We start from the raw sequence: 15,122 nt of genomic DNA, 5'->3' as shown, positions 1-15,122 counted from the left end.
AATTTTCGCATCTAAAGTGGCTGTCTATGTTTATGCTGAGCAGCGTGCTGCTCGGTTGCTCAGGCACTTCAGGTAAAGCTCCGGTCGTGGATCGCGGGCATGCGGGACAGCAACGACAATATAATCCAGTGACCAGTGGTCAGCATGTGGTGAGAAGGGGTGACACCCTGTATTCCATTGCTTTTCGTTTTGGTTGGGATTGGAAAGAGTTAGCTGCACGTAACGCTATTAATGCTCCCTATACGATTGTACCGGGGCAAGTGATTCGTTTTTCTGGTGGCGCGCAAACGCCCGTTACTAGCAAAGCACCTGCCACAGTGGCTAGAAAACCAGTATCTACGGCTCGAACTCAACCAGTACAAGCGGCTAAACCAGTGACGCCGATCACAACTGCGAAACAAGCGCCGCAACCTATTGTCGCAGTCACTGGGCAAGGGAAGTGGCTGTGGCCCACCAATGGCACGCTGGTTAGCGTGTTTTCCTCAAATACGAGCTTAAATAAGGGGATTGATATTGCTGGTCAGCTCGGACAATCTATTGTGGCAACGTCTGATGGTAGCGTTGTGTATGCCGGAAGTGGTCTACGAGGCTATGGTGAGTTGGTGATCATTAAACATAACGACACCTTTATCAGTGCCTATGGACATAATCGGCGTCTGCTGGTGAATGAAGGACAGGCAGTTAAAGCAGGGCAGCAAATAGCAGAAATGGGTTCGACAGGAACAGACCAAGTTAAGGTCCACTTTGAGATTCGTCGCCAAGGTAAACCTGTCGATCCGTTGCAGTACTTACCTAAGCGTTAGCTTGTACGTCCTACAATGCCAGCAGAATCATGGCTACAGCAGTGTCTAACGGCATAGATGCTGTAGCGTATTCTGTGATTGGAAGTAGGGAAACAGGGAATGAAACTAAAGGATTTAGTTCAGGATTTAGATCAGACCAATGATCAATCCGGTGAATATGCTACACCTGTGCAAGCGCGAGATGACAAAACAAGAACTGGTCGCACTAAGAGCCTAGATGCCACGCAGATGTATTTAGATGCTATCGGCCTGTCACCGTTGCTCACGGCTGAGCAAGAAGTTACTTATGCTCGCAGTGCTTTAAAAGGTGATAGAACGGCTCGTGATCGCATTATCGAATGCAACTTGCGCTTAGTTGTTAGCATTGCCAAACGTTACCAGAACCGTGGTCTCACGTTGCTCGATTTAATCGAAGAAGGTAATTTAGGTTTAATTCGTGCCGTGGAGAAGTTTGATCCTGAGCGCGGCTTTCGTTTTTCAACCTACGCCACATGGTGGATCCGGCAGACTGTTGAGCGCGGTATTATGAATTCTTCGCGCACGGTTCGGTTGCCTGTGCATATCTCTAAAGAACTCAATACCTACTTAAGAGCGCAACGTCAATTGACTCAGCAAAAAGGGCAGCCGCCGAGCTTAGAGGGTATCGCTAAACATTTAGAGTGTTCGATGGCTTATGTGCAGAAAATGCACGAGTTTAATGAGCATGCATTATCACTTGATGCTGCTAGCGCTTATAATTCTGAGATAAGCTTGTTGGATCTATTGGAGGATGAAAATAATACTGACCCAAGTGATTTTGTGCAGCGTGAAGATTTGGCTGCGAGCCTTGATCAGTGGGTGTGTACGCTCAATAAACGTTATCAAGAGGTTGTGCTGCGACGTTTTGGTATGCGTGGTTACGACTGTCAAACGTTGCAGGAAATAGGACGCGCAATGGGCTTAACGCGTGAACGTGTACGGCAAATTCAGATCGATGCTTTAACCAGGCTGCGCGAGATTCTTGAATACAATGGTTTATCCAGTGAGCTGTTGTTTAACTGATAGAGCGTAGGGTTTGGCTCGTTCTGTTACTGTGTACTGCAGAGCGAGTCGGCTTAAAGTCTGTAGGCTTATCGTGACGTACGATTTACGTTAAACTGAGTCTTGTTTATGAAATTTTCAAATCGTAAAAGGAAACCAGCATGCAATATGTAACCCCTGATCTATGTGATGCTTACCCAGATGTACAGGTTGTTGAGCCTATGTTTGCCAACTTTGGTGGGCGTGATTCATTTGGTGGTGAAATTGTCACGGTCAAATGTCATGAAGACAACTCAGTTGTAAAAGCGCAAGTAAGCCTGCCAGGTCACGGTAAAGTCATGGTTGTTGATGGTGGTGGTTCACTGCGCCGCGCATTGTTAGGCGATATGCTGGCTGACAAGGCAGCGCAAAATGGCTGGGCTGGTATTATTGTTTATGGTTGTGTACGTGATGTTGATGTTTTGTTGCAAACTGATTTAGGTATCCAAGCGTTGGCCAGTCACCCGATGAAAACTGATAAGCGTGATATTGGAGACTTAAATGTTGTGGTGACCTTTGGCGGTGTAACATTCCGTCCCGGTGAGTATGTCTATGCTGATAATAACGGCATCATAGTGTCTGAAACTGAATTGCGCATGCCGCAATAGCAGGTTAATACTCTTGACTTCAAGCATGCAGCATTCTGACCGATTGAGCCAAGGCTTGCTGCATGCTTTTGTTCTTGATGGCAAAGGTTCAGCGCAGAGTGTTAGTTTTATCCAGTTGTTTGGTTTACAGCTGGCAGAGCAAGAAAGTCTTTGGTTGCACTGGGAGCGTAGTCATCAACATACGGAGCAATGGCTGCGTGAAAACAGTGGCTTAAATGAATTTATCTGTGATCTTTTACTTGAAGAGAATACGCGTCCTCGTTTATTACGTTTAGAAAATCAAGAGCTGTTGTTGTTTTTGCGTGCCATCAACCTAAATTCTCATGCTGATCCTGAGGATATGATTTCATTGCGTATTTTCGCTAATGCGCAGCGCATTTATTCGCTACGGCAGCGACCGGTGCAAGTTACTGATGAGCTGATTAAAGCCTTCGAGAAAGGTCTAGGACCAAAAAATACTTCAGAAATGCTGTTGTTTTTTGCGGAAAGTTTGACTGATCGAGTTGAAAGCGTTGTCAGTCAATTGGCCGATACCGTGGATCAAGTAGAAGCGCGTGCAGATACTGATCAACGCTACATGCCAGAGCCTTTAGTGATGTTACAAGCGCGTCGACAGGCGGCTAATTTACGCCGTTTTTTAGCGCCACAAAGGGATGTTTTTGCGGCTTTTATGCGAATCCAAGAGACGTGGATTTTCAGTGATGATGCCATGTATTGGAATGAGCTGAATAACCGCCTAACATTGCACCTTGAAGAGTTAGAATTAACCCGTGAGCGTATTGGCTTGATTCTTGAGACAGAGCATCGTCGACGTAATGAGCGAATGAGTCACACCATGTATATGTTGGCGATTATTACGGGCTTCTTCTTACCAATGTCGTTTTTTACTGGATTATTAGGTATTAATGTTGGCGGTATACCCGGCGCTGAGCAGACGCACGGTTTTTTAATTGCCTGCTTGTTGTTGGGCGGACTCGCCGTTGGTCAGTGGCTATTTTTTCGCTGGCTGCGCTGGGTATAATGAAGTAAGACAATAGTCTGCCTCCACCAAACTCTGTACACAGGATTGACACTGATTATGATGCAGGATCCTTTTGAGCAGTCGCTGCGCGATATGCTTAAGACATCAGAAGTACAGGCATATAATGATGTGTCGCTGGATAAGGTGCTTAAAAAAGCCAATCGGCAGCTGGGTGCTGGCGCGGTGTTTAGCTTATTTGGCCGTGCCCTAGAGTCAGTTTTAATTGGTTTAAGCAGTGGCTCAGAGCATCTAAAACCGGTTTCAAATTTATCTGATAAAAATACTGTTAATAAGGCTGATTAACTATGCAACTTGATTCCTGGACACAAAATTTAGTCGGTGCTATGAGCGGTTTGTGGATCAAAATAGCCAATTTTATTCCGAATCTATTTGGCGCGTTAATTTTAGTTATTTTAGGCTTTTTGGCCGCTAAGCTGTTAGACACCTTATTATCTAAGCTTTTGGCTAAGTTTGGTTTGGATCGTTTAATGAGCGGTACCGGCTTAACCAAGTTGCTGTCGCGTATTGGTATTAAAGCCCAAGTTTCAACACTGATTGGTAAAATTGTTTATTGGTTTGTTCTGCTGATTTTCTTAATCTCAGCGGCTGAGTCGTTGGGTCTTGAGCGTGTATCCGCCACCTTGGATGTGTTGGCGTTGTATCTGCCGAAAATGTTTGCTGCAGCGTTGGTTTTGCTGGCCGGTATTTTATTAGCACAGCTACTTAACACTATGGTTAGAGGCGCCGCAGAAGGGGTTAGGTTGGAGTATGCCGCTGGCCTTGGGCGTATCGTGCAAGGCATGATTATTATTATCAGTGTTTCGGTGGCGATTGGTCAGTTAGAAATCAAAGCTGAATTGCTGAACTATGTTGTAGTGATTGTTCTTTTGACCATTGGTCTGGCCAGTGCGTTGTCGTTAGGCTTAGCCAGTAAAGATATTGCAGGACAGATCATCGCTGGAATTTATGTGCGGGAACTTTATGAGCTGGGTCAGAATGTTCAGGTTGGTGATGTAGAAGGACGTATTGAGGAAATGGGGACGGTTAAAACAATCTTAGTCAATGAGGATGGCGAGTGGTTTTATATTGCCAACCGCGTGTTGCTTGAGCAAAAAGTAACAAGCCGTTAAGTTTTTACGTAAGGCTTACCTGACGATGCTCCATATCGTTGTCCGCAGTATTTATTTTGATAGCCGGTTTTATTTTTTTTGACTGACATAAAAGTGCCTTATCAGCGTTATGTGCCACAGGAACTCAGCGATGAGGAGCTTGTGGAGCATGCCAAAAATGAATTGTTCCATGTGACCCGAGCATACGAAGAGTTGATGCGTCGCTATCAGCGAACTTTATTCAATGTATGCGCGCGTTACCTAGGTAATGATCGTGATGCCGATGATGTCAGTCAAGAAATTATGCTTAAAGTGCTATATGGTCTAAAGAAATTTGAAGGTAAATCAAAATTTAAAACATGGTTGTATAGTATTACTTATAATGAGTGCACTACTCAGTATCGAAAAGATCGCCGTAAGCGTCGCTTATTTGATGCTTTAAGCTTGAATCCATTAGATGAGGAGATAGAGCCAGAGCCAATAGACACTAAAAATAATGATTTGGATCGCTGGTTGGTTGGGGTGAATACCATTGATCGGGAAATTATTATTTTACGTTTTGTCGCAGAACTTGAGTTCCAAGATATTGCAAGTATTATGCATTTGGGCTTAAGCGCAACAAAAATGCGTTATAAACGCGCAATAGATCGACTACGCGAGAACTTTTCGCATATAATAGAAGACTAAATGTTTTAAGGTGCAACGGGTAGTTATTTGCTGCACTGGATTTAAACTAAGAAAAATGATGAGGATTTTATAACATGAAACTAAAAAGCACCTTGGGTTTAGCCATTGGTTCTCTGCTTGCTGCATCATCCTTCGGCGTTTTCGCCCAAGGCCAAGGTGCGGTTGAAACAGAAGTATTCGCTAAGCGTTACTTTACTGATAGCACCCGTAATATGGATAACGGTAACCTATTTGGTGGTTCTGTTGGTTACTTCTTGACGGAAGATGTTTCATTAAATCTATCGTACGGTGAATACCACGATATCCGTTCTACTAATAACACTGGCAACAAGAATGTTAAGGGCAACTTGAGCTCACTTGATGCTGTATACCACTTTGGTACGCCAGGTGTTGGTCTGCGTCCTTACCTGTCTGCAGGTATGGGTCACCAGAGCATCAGCAACGTAGGCTTACGTACTGGTCGTGACCACACTACTTTTGCAAACATTGGTGCGGGTGTTAAATACTACGTCACTGAAAACTTGTTTGCTAAAGCAAGCGTTGACGGCATGCACGGTTTTGATAACCACCAGTCTGAGTGGATGGCCGGCGTTGGTGTTGGTATGAACTTCGGTGGTAGCACTAAGCCTGCAGCTGCACCTTATGTTGAGCCAGTAGTAGAAGCTCCAGTTGAGCCAGTTGTTTACGAAGAAGTTGAAGCAGAGTCTGTCCGCGTTGAGCTTGATGTTAAATTTGATTTTGACAAAGCTGACGTTAAACAAGACAGCTACAGCGATATCGAAAACTTAGCTGAGTTCATGAAGCAGTTCCCAGAAACAGCGACAACTGTTGAAGGTCACACTGACTCAGTTGGTAACGCTACTTACAACCAAAAACTATCAGAGCGTCGTGCTGGTGCAGTACGTGATACTTTGGTTAACAAGTTTGGCGTAGAAGCTAATCGTGTTAACGCAGTTGGTTACGGTAAAGAGCGTCCAGTTGCTGATAACGCTACAAGCGAAGGTCGCGCTATTAACCGTCGCGTAGAAGCATCTGTAGAAGCACAAGCTGAGTAATTAGCCTGTGTGATAAAAGCCCCAGCTAGTCTGGGGTTTTTTATGCCTATTAAAAATGTATTATAATTTGTTGTCTAAAACATCCATTAAGTAAATGCTGAGTTCGAGTATGTGAGTACTCATGCACTCACAGCTGCTATGGATTCGAGACGTTTTGTTAGGAAGGGTGGCGAGGCGAGATGTCGTCTTGACAGAATCGCTAGTGTAGAGCTGAGCGCAACCATCCATGACTGCGCTTGCCAGAGAATATACGTATTACTGAGGTCAAGTGGCTACGCCGAGCGGCGACGGTATAAAGGCAGGCTTTGATCGTGAGCGGCTTGATAAGTGACCGATAGTTCCGTAAGGCTTTGTAATGCATCAGTCGGGCAGCGATCAGTGCGTATCGCATAAGCATCAAAGCCACAACGCTGCATAAAGAACAGTTGATCACGCAACACATCACCAATGGCACGAATTTCGCCATTGTAGCTGTAACGCTCGCGCAAAAGACGCGCGCTGCTAAAGTGTCTACCGTCAGTGAATGCTGGGAAGTTTAATGCAATCACGGCAAAGTGCGTCAGATCGTCCACTATGTCCTCGATCGCTTGGCCGGCTTCCAGCCAAATACCTAATGGCTGGACTGCTTGTAGTTGTTCTTTATGTTGTTGCCATAGCGCCAAAGGAATAATCGCCTGCTGGGTGTGCAGTGCTTGCTCCAGTTGCGCATCAGCTTCGAGCAGTGTCCATTGATCATCGACGACTTGATTGTTCTTAATGATTGCTGGCATAAACGCGCTCCTTAAATGTATTGATGCCAATGCGTTGGAAGGTATCAATAAATTGTTCTTCTGGGGTTCGATGTTCGATATAGACATCAATCAATTTGCTGATGACATCAGGCATAATATCTTGGGCGAAGGAGGGGCCGAGTATTTTTCCTAAGCTGGCTTGGCGACCGCTGCTGCCACCGAGTGACACTTGATAAAATTCTTCACCTTTTTTGTCAACACCGAGGATGCCGATATGACCAATATGGTGATGACCACAGGCGTTCATGCAACCAGAGATATTTAGATCAAGATTGCCGATATCGAATAAATAATCGAGATTATCAAAACGCTCTTGAATTGCTTCTGCGACGGGGATTGATTTTGCGTTGGCTAGAGCACAGAAATCGCCACCAGGGCAGCAAATAATGTCAGTCAGCAGGCCAATGTTAGGGGTGGCAAAGCCATGTTCACGCAGTTGCTCCCAGAGCTCAAAGAGTTTGCTTTGTTCTACATCAGCCAGCACGATGTTTTGCTCATGAGTATTGCGTACTTCAGAAAAACTGTATTTATCGGCTAAATCAGCAATAGTATCCAGCTGCTTTTCAGTGACATCTCCCGGAGCAATACCGGTTTTCTTCAGTGATAAAGTCACCGCAGCATAGCCTGGCTTTTTGTGGGCGACGACGTTACGACTGCGCCAGCGAGCAAAGCCAGGGTGTGCTACATCTAATGCGGCAAGCTCGGCGTCTTGATCGCTAAGATCGAGGTAAGCTGGATCAGTAAAGTGTTTAGAAACGCGCTCGACTTCTTCTTCAATCAGGGTGATCGGACCATCTTTTAAGTGTGCCCATTCTTCAGCTACACGCTCAGCAAATACCGCAGGTGACAGTGCTTTGACGAGTATTTTAATCCGCGCTTTAAACTTGTTATCACGACGACCAAAGCGGTTATAGACCCGTAAGATGGCTTCTAGGTAACTGAGTAGATGTTGCCAAGGTAAAAACTCATTGATGCAGCTACCGACAATCGGAGTGCGGCCTAAACCACCGCCTACGAGGACGCGAAAGCCAAGCTCGCCGGCGGCATTATGCAGCGCTTCCAGACCGATATCGTGTACTTCAATGGCTGCACGGTCGAGCGTACAACCATTCACCGCAATTTTAAATTTACGCGGTAAACGGGCAAACTCTGGGTGAAAGGTTGACCACTGGCGAATAATTTCACACCAAGGGCGTGGGTCAATACGCTCATCGCGGGCAACGCCGGCAAACTGATCGGTGGTGGTGTTACGGATGCAGTTACCACTGGTTTGGATGGCGTGCATTTGCACACTGGCCAAATCATCTAAAATATCGGGTACATCTTCCAGCGCCGGCCAGTTTAGCTGGACGTTGGTGCGCGTAGTTATATGCGCATAGCCTTTGTCGTACTTGCGGGTGATATGCGCGAGCATGCGTAGCTGCTTAGTCGCCAACAGACCATAAGGCACGGCAATGCGCAGCATCGGTGCATGGCGTTGTACGTAAAGACCATTTTGCAAACGCAGTGGTAAGTATTCGTCTTCAGAGAGTTCGCCAGCAAAATAACGGCGGGTTTGATCGCGAAATTGTTTGACGCGATCTTCAACGATTTGTTGATCGTAGTGGTCGTAAATATACATGGGTGTCCCTGTATCAAGCCGCTGTAAGCGTATGGCATGGTGTGCAGAATAGAGGCTACAGTAACAATTATTGCTTATGCGATAAAGTAATTATTTATCATAAGATGATTCTTTTTTGATATAAGGAGGGTGCTGAACGGGTTGCGTGTAGAGTCAGCTCAGTAAAATAGGTGGGCAGCACAAATGCCGCCCACCAAAGTTTTTACTCGTCGTAGCCTAGCGCAGGACTGAGCCAGCGTTCGGTGTACTCCAGATCATCTTTGCGGCGTTGCGCGTAACTTTCGACTTGATCTTTTTCAATTTTACCAACGGCAAAATATTGCGCTTCAGGGTGGGCGAAATACCAACCGCTAACCGCGGCGGTGGGGAACATCGCATAATGCTCGGTCATCGTCACACCGAAGTCTTGGTTGGGATCAAGCAGCTCAAATAACGTACCCTTTTCGGTGTGATCAGGGCAGGCAGGGTAGCCAGGTGCCGGACGAATGCCTTTGTACTTCTCGCGGATCAGTTCGTCGTTGCTCAGCTCTTCTGCCGTATCGTAACCCCAGTAGTGGGTGCGCACTTGCTGATGTAACCATTCGGCACAGGCTTCAGCCAAGCGGTCAGCAAGGGCTTGCACCATAATGGCATTGTAGTCGTCGCCTTGTGCTTGATACGACTTAGCCAGTTCGTCGACACCAATGCCTGAGGTCACAATAAAGCCACCAATATAATCGGTCACACCGCTGTCTTTCGGCGCGACAAAGTCAGCTAAGCACATATTTGGCTTGCCATCGGTTTTTTCAATTTGCTGACGTAGATGATGCAACATAGCGATCGGCTCGCCAGCGTCATCATACAGTTCGATATCATCGTGATTGACTTGATTGGCTGGCCAGAAAGCAAAAGTCGCACGTGCTTCAATCAGATTTTCATCAATCATTTTTTTCAACAGAACTTGAGCTTCATCGAATAACGTTTGCGCTGCTTCGCCGACTACTTCATCTTTGAAAATACGCGGGTATTTGCCGACTAAGTTCCAAGAAATAAAGAATGGCGTCCAATCAATATATTCTGCAAGCACGGTTAAATCGATATTATAGAGACGCTGCGTGCCTGCCACATTCGGCTTGGGAGCCTGATAAGTATCCCAGGCAAATTTTGGCTTATTGGCCAAGGCTTGCTCATAGGTCAGGCGCTTAGTGCGCACACTACGAGCGGCAATGCGCTCACGGATTTCTGCGTACTCTTCGCGAATCTTACGGGTATATTCAGGCTTAAGTTCTTTAGACAGCAAAGTGGTTACTACGCCCACTGCGCGTGATGCATCGGTGACATAGACCACCGCATCATTGCTGTAGTTGGGGTCAACTTTAACCGCTGTATGCGCTTTTGAGGTGGTCGCGCCGCCAATTAACAACGGCAGATGGAAGTTTTGTCGTTGCATTTCTTTAGCAACGTTAACCATTTCGTCCAGTGATGGGGTGATCAAGCCTGACAAACCAATGATGTCGCATTTTTCTGCAATAGCGGTTTTGAGAATTTTATCTGCCGGTACCATCACGCCAAGGTCAACAATGTCATAGCCATTGCAACCGAGCACCACTGCGACAATGTTTTTACCAATATCGTGTACATCGCCTTTTACCGTCGCCATCAGGATTTTACCCTTGGCTTCAGGTTTGTCACCTTTCTCAGCATCTATAAAGGGCACTAAGTGCGCAACCGCTTGCTTCATCACGCGTGCCGATTTAACCACTTGCGGTAGGAACATTTTACCGCTGCCGAACAGGTCGCCAACGATATTCATCCCCGACATCAACGGGCCTTCAATCACTTCAATCGGGCGAGCAAACTGCTGACGCGACTCTTCAGTGTCTTCAACGATCCACTGGGTGATGCCTTTGACGAGAGCGTGCTCTAAACGCTGATTCACTGGCAGGCTGCGCCATTCTTCAGTTTCAACTTCTTTGATCGAACCATCACCACGATAGTCTTCAGCAATCGCTAATAGTGCTTCCATCGAACCAGGGTGGCGGTTAAGAATGACATCTTCTACTTTGTTGCGCAGGTCTGCAGGGATCTGGTCGTAAATTTCTAGCTGACCGGCGTTGACGATGCCCATCGTTAGGCCATTCTGAATGGCGTAGTAAAGGAACACTGAGTGAATCGCTTCACGCACCGGATTATTGCCGCGGAAGGAGAAGGATACGTTGGAGACGCCGCCTGAGGTTAAGGCGTACGGCAGGTTGTCGCGAATCCACGCACAGGCTTCGATGAAGTCAACGGCGTAGTTGTTGTGCTCTTCAATACCGGTGGCCACGGCAAAGATATTGGCATCAAAAATAATATCTTCTGGCGGGAAGCCGACTTGGTTGACCAAAATGTCGTAGGAGCGCGCACAAATTTCTTGCTTACGTGCTGCAGTATCGGCTTGACCTTGTTCATCAAAGGCCATCACCACCACGGCGGCACCATAACGACGACAGAGTTTGGCGTGCTTAATAAACTCATCCACGCCTTCTTTCATTGAGATGGAGTTAACGATGCCTTTACCTTGAATGCATTTCAGGCCAGCTTCAATAATGTCCCATTTCGATGAGTCAATCATGATTGGTACGCGCGAGATATCCGGCTCACCAGCGATCAGGTTGAGGAAGGTCACCATGGCCGCTTTAGAGTCGAGCATGCCTTCGTCCATGTTGATATCAATCACCTGAGCGCCTGACTCCACTTGCTGCAAGGCAACGGCGAGGGCTTCAGTGTAATTGTCTTCACGGATCAAGCGCGCAAAGCGAGCAGAACCGGTGATATTAGTACGCTCACCAACGTTTACGAACAGTGACTTACGATCAATAGTAAAAGGCTCAAGACCTGATAAACGGCAGGCCTTGGGGATATCTGGAATCACCCGTGGGGCATACTGGGCTACTTTTTCAGCAATGGCGCGGATATGCGCAGGCGTGGTACCACAGCAGCCGCCAACGATATTTAAAAAGCCAGAGGCCGCAAAATCTTCGATCATTGCTGCAGTTTCAGCTGGGGTTTCATCGTACTCAGCAAAGGCGTTGGGTAGGCCAGCGTTCGGGTGGGCAGATACAAAGGTGTCGGCTTTTTCCGATAACTCTTGCAGGTACGGACGCAACTCTTTTGCACCCAGAGCGCAGTTTAAGCCTACTGATAAGGGTTTACAGTGGCGTATTGAGTTCCAAAAAGCTTCCGTGGTTTGCCCTGATAGCGTACGTCCTGATGCATCAGTAATAGTGCCGGAAATCATAATCGGCAGAGTGGTCCCCAATTCTTCGAAAACACCTTCCACCGCAAAAATTGCAGCTTTGGCATTCAGTGTATCGAAAATGGTTTCGATCATAATAATGTCAGCGCCGCCGTTAATCAGGCCGCGCGTGGCTTCGCTGTAGTTTTCAACCAAAATATCAAAGGTGACGTTACGAAAGCCAGGGTTATTCACATCCGGTGATAACGAACACGTGCGGCTGGTTGGGCCCAGCACGCCGGCAACAAAGCGTGGTTTATCCGGTGTTTCTAAGGTTTTTGCATCGACCACTTCGCGAGCAATACGCGCCCCTTCAAAGTTCAACTCATAAGCGAGGGACTCTAAACCATAATCCGCTTGCGAAACTTGGGTTGAGTTAAAAGTGTTGGTCTCTATAATGTCAGCGCCAGCATCAAGATAGGCTTTCTCAATATCTTGAATCAGTTTGGCTTGCGTCAAAATCAGTAAGTCGTTATTACCTTGTAGATCTTGTGGCCAGTCGGCAAAGCGCTCGCCACGAAAGTCATCTTCAGTCAGTTTGTGGCTTTGAATCATTGTACCCATACCGCCATCGAGCACCAGGATCCGCTGCTGTAGTGCTTCTTGAAGGGCTTGTTGACGTGCTAAATGGTTGGCCATGCGTCTCTACCTAATTAATACAGTGCAATCGTAAAAAAGCTAATGATAGCAAAACATCGCCACCTTGAGTGGGCAGCTGGGGTATTAAGCCTGGAGAGGGAAAGAGATGAGGCGCCCTTAGCAGGCTAAAGCGAATTAATATTGTACAAATAAATACTTGAGGCATTATGAAAAAGTGGTGTTTTGCTGTTTTAGGACTTGTATTGAGTCATTGCGTCAGTGCTAATCAAAGTTCCTATAGCCAAGACATTCAGCCTATATTTACTCAGAAATGTGTGGCCTGCCATGCCTGTTATGACTCGCCTTGCCAGTTAAACTTAGGTAGCGCTGAAGGGTTGACGCGGGGTGCACATAAACTACCTATCTATAATGGTCGACGCACCACGGCGCAAGCCACTACTCGCTTGTTTGTCGATGCGCGTAATAGCGAAGAGTGGCGCGAGAAAGGTTTTTTTGATGTCTTGGCTGCAGGCCAAGCACAAGCTTCATTGTTAGCGGCGATGTTGGAGCTAGGTCGACAGCAGTCGTTTGCGCCTAATAGTCGTTTGCCTGCTGATTTGCAAATTGGTATCGCTCGTAAAGATCAATGCCCGCTGCCGGGTGAGTTTGCTTCGTTTGCGCAAAAAAATCCACACAGTGGCATGCCCTATGGTGTCACAGGGTTAACGGATGCTGAGTACGCTAGTATAAAGCAGTGGTTGCAAACAGGGGCGACTGTGGACTGGCAGCCTTGGTCAGCTAATAACCTTGAGCAGCAGCAAATTGAACAATGGGAAGCGTTTCTAAATGCGCCCGGTGCGCGCGAGAATCTGGTCAGCCGCTGGCTCTATGAGCATTTGTTTATTGCCCATATCAATTTTGAACATGGGCATGAGCAACATTTTTTCCGCATTGTGCGTTCTTATACGCCGACGGGTAAGAAGGTCAAGGAAATTGCCACGCGTCGCCCCAATGATGATCCTGGGGTGAAAATGTATTATCGCTTTGTCCCTGTGACCGATGTGATTGTGCATAAAACGCATATCACCTATGCGATGAGTGTAGATAAGCTGGAGCATGTTAAAGCTTTATTTTTAGGTGGTGATTGGCGTGCGGATAAGGTACCTGATTACGGTGCTTTTTCACGCAGTAATCCATTTGCGACCTTTGCCCTTATTCCTGCGCAAGCGCGTTATCAATTTATGCTCGATGATGCCGAGTATTTTCTCCGTACTTTTATCCGTGGGCCTGTGTGTCGTGGGCAAATTGCTACGGATGTGATTCGTGATAATTTTTGGGTGTTCTTTCAAGATCCGCAGCACGATATCTACCTCACTGATCAGGCTTTTCAGGGTAAGGCGACGCCTTTATTGGAGATGCCTGGGCAGTTTGACCAGATTAGTAATTTACTAGGATTGTGGGGCAGCTATAAAGAAAAGCGTAATGCCTACGAGAAATTACGTATTAAGCGTTATAGCAAGGCTGAACGGCCTGACTGGTCACATATTTGGAGCGGTAATGAGCAAGCGCTATTGAGCGTTTTTCGTCAGTATGATAGCGCCACTGTGCGTAAAGGTTTAATTGGTGATGTGCCGCAAACCATGTGGTTGATGGACTATCCGATACTTGAGCGTACCTATTACCAATTAGTGGTGAATTTTGATGTGTATGGCAACGTCGCACATCAGGCGCAAACTCGATTATATTTTGACTTGATTCGTAATGGTTCAGAGGTGAATTTCTTACGTTTAATGCCGCATAATGCGCGTCAAAAAATATTGAATGACTGGTATCAAAAGAGTGGAAGAATCAAACTCTGGCTTGATTATACTGATATTGATAATGATACAAAAAGCGCTCTAGGTGTGCCGAAAAAAAATAGCATACGAGTTTTCGCCGAGCGAGCTTTACAGCGATTCGATGCGGTTAATGCGCGACCTGATCCCATCAATCGTTGCCGCAGTGCGCATTGCTATCGCGAAGGTTTAAGTACAGAAGCGGCTGCTGTTGAGCATAGCTTGGCGCGTCTTAGCAGCCGTCCGGCGGCGGGCTTTCAAGTAATTAATTACCTGCCTGAAGCCAGCATGCTGCGTATTGAGTTGAGTAACGGTGAGCGTGAGGTGTATAGCCTTTTGCGCAATCGTGCGCACAGTAATGTAGCGTTTATGGCTGGTGAATCACTGCGCTATCAGCCGGGTCTGGATACCTTAACGATCTATCCAGAAGTGCTGAGTAGTTATCCTAACTTTATCTTTAATATCTTGGCGGCTGATGTGCCTAGGTTTGTCGCTGCGTTGGAGCAGGTTAAAGATGAGACGGATTTTCGTAAAGTAGTTGAAGAGTGGGGGATTCGTCGCACCCATCCGCAATTCTGGCGATACTTTCACGACCTCAGCGAGCATATTCGTGAACGTGAACCGCTTGAGGCGGGGGTGCTGGATATGAACCGTTATGAGAACTTGTAAGCAATAACTAGGCTGTTGATTGGTGCTCA

At 46.7% G+C, this 15,122-nt stretch carries 12 protein-coding genes; 9 read left to right on the top strand and 3 right to left on the bottom strand.

Annotated elements, in window-relative coordinates; translation table 11 throughout:
• Positions 1-26: 26 nt before the first annotated feature.
• From JYJ62_RS02675 to JYJ62_RS02640, 8 genes are all read left to right on the top strand, one after another.
• On the top strand, positions 27-803 hold the full coding sequence (locus tag JYJ62_RS02675; protein ID WP_205340630.1) for a peptidoglycan DD-metalloendopeptidase family protein: 777 nt from the start codon (positions 27-29) through the stop codon (positions 801-803).
• A gap of 99 nt (positions 804-902) precedes the next feature.
• Positions 903-1,844 (top strand): RNA polymerase sigma factor RpoS, encoded by a 942-nt coding sequence (gene rpoS, locus JYJ62_RS02670; RefSeq protein WP_205340629.1) that lies wholly within the window; start codon positions 903-905, stop codon positions 1,842-1,844.
• Positions 1,845-1,984: 140 nt separating this feature from the next.
• Positions 1,985-2,470 (top strand): ribonuclease E activity regulator RraA, encoded by a 486-nt coding sequence (gene rraA / locus JYJ62_RS02665; protein ID WP_205340628.1) that lies wholly within the window; start codon positions 1,985-1,987, stop codon positions 2,468-2,470.
• A 25-nt stretch (positions 2,471-2,495) separates the two neighbouring features.
• Positions 2,496-3,491: a CorA family divalent cation transporter gene (locus JYJ62_RS02660; protein WP_205340627.1), complete on the top strand. Its 996-nt coding sequence runs from the start codon at positions 2,496-2,498 to the stop codon at positions 3,489-3,491.
• A 60-nt stretch (positions 3,492-3,551) separates the two neighbouring features.
• A complete protein-coding gene (locus tag JYJ62_RS02655; protein ID WP_205340836.1) occupies positions 3,552-3,794 on the top strand; it encodes a CrfX protein in 243 nt (80 codons plus the stop codon).
• Positions 3,795-3,796: 2 nt separating this feature from the next.
• On the top strand, positions 3,797-4,621 hold the full coding sequence (locus tag JYJ62_RS02650; RefSeq protein WP_205340626.1) for a mechanosensitive ion channel family protein: 825 nt from the start codon (positions 3,797-3,799) through the stop codon (positions 4,619-4,621).
• Between the two features lie 78 nt (positions 4,622-4,699).
• Positions 4,700-5,287, top strand: coding sequence for an RNA polymerase sigma factor SigX (gene sigX / locus JYJ62_RS02645; RefSeq protein ID WP_205340625.1), 588 nt, complete (start codon positions 4,700-4,702; stop codon positions 5,285-5,287).
• A gap of 74 nt (positions 5,288-5,361) precedes the next feature.
• Positions 5,362-6,342: an OmpA family protein gene (locus JYJ62_RS02640; protein WP_205340624.1), complete on the top strand. Its 981-nt coding sequence runs from the start codon at positions 5,362-5,364 to the stop codon at positions 6,340-6,342.
• A 272-nt stretch (positions 6,343-6,614) separates the two neighbouring features.
• Here the strand turns inward: JYJ62_RS02640 and JYJ62_RS02635 are convergent, their stop codons facing one another.
• From JYJ62_RS02635 to metH, 3 genes are all read right to left on the bottom strand, one after another.
• Entirely contained in the window at positions 6,615-7,112 is a 498-nt protein-coding gene (locus JYJ62_RS02635; protein WP_205340623.1) for a DUF934 domain-containing protein, read from the bottom strand.
• Positions 7,096-8,754 (bottom strand): nitrite/sulfite reductase, encoded by a 1,659-nt coding sequence (locus tag JYJ62_RS02630; RefSeq protein ID WP_205340622.1) that lies wholly within the window; start codon positions 8,752-8,754, stop codon positions 7,096-7,098. Before JYJ62_RS02630 ends, JYJ62_RS02635 begins: the two co-directional genes overlap by 17 nt.
• 202 nt (positions 8,755-8,956) lie before the next feature.
• Positions 8,957-12,649: a methionine synthase gene (gene metH, locus JYJ62_RS02625; RefSeq protein ID WP_205340621.1), complete on the bottom strand. Its 3,693-nt coding sequence runs from the start codon at positions 12,647-12,649 to the stop codon at positions 8,957-8,959.
• Positions 12,650-12,816: 167 nt separating this feature from the next.
• Between metH and JYJ62_RS02620 the strand changes: the two genes are divergently transcribed.
• Positions 12,817-15,093: a fatty acid cis/trans isomerase gene (locus JYJ62_RS02620; RefSeq protein ID WP_205340620.1), complete on the top strand. Its 2,277-nt coding sequence runs from the start codon at positions 12,817-12,819 to the stop codon at positions 15,091-15,093.
• Positions 15,094-15,122: the final 29 nt, after the last annotated feature.

The organism is Denitrificimonas caeni, from assembly GCF_905120345.1.
Classification (GTDB): Bacteria; Pseudomonadota; Gammaproteobacteria; order Pseudomonadales; family Pseudomonadaceae; genus Denitrificimonas; species Denitrificimonas caeni_A.
Note: the sequence above shows the minus strand (reverse complement) of the source record. Positions and strands in the feature narration are given on the sequence as shown.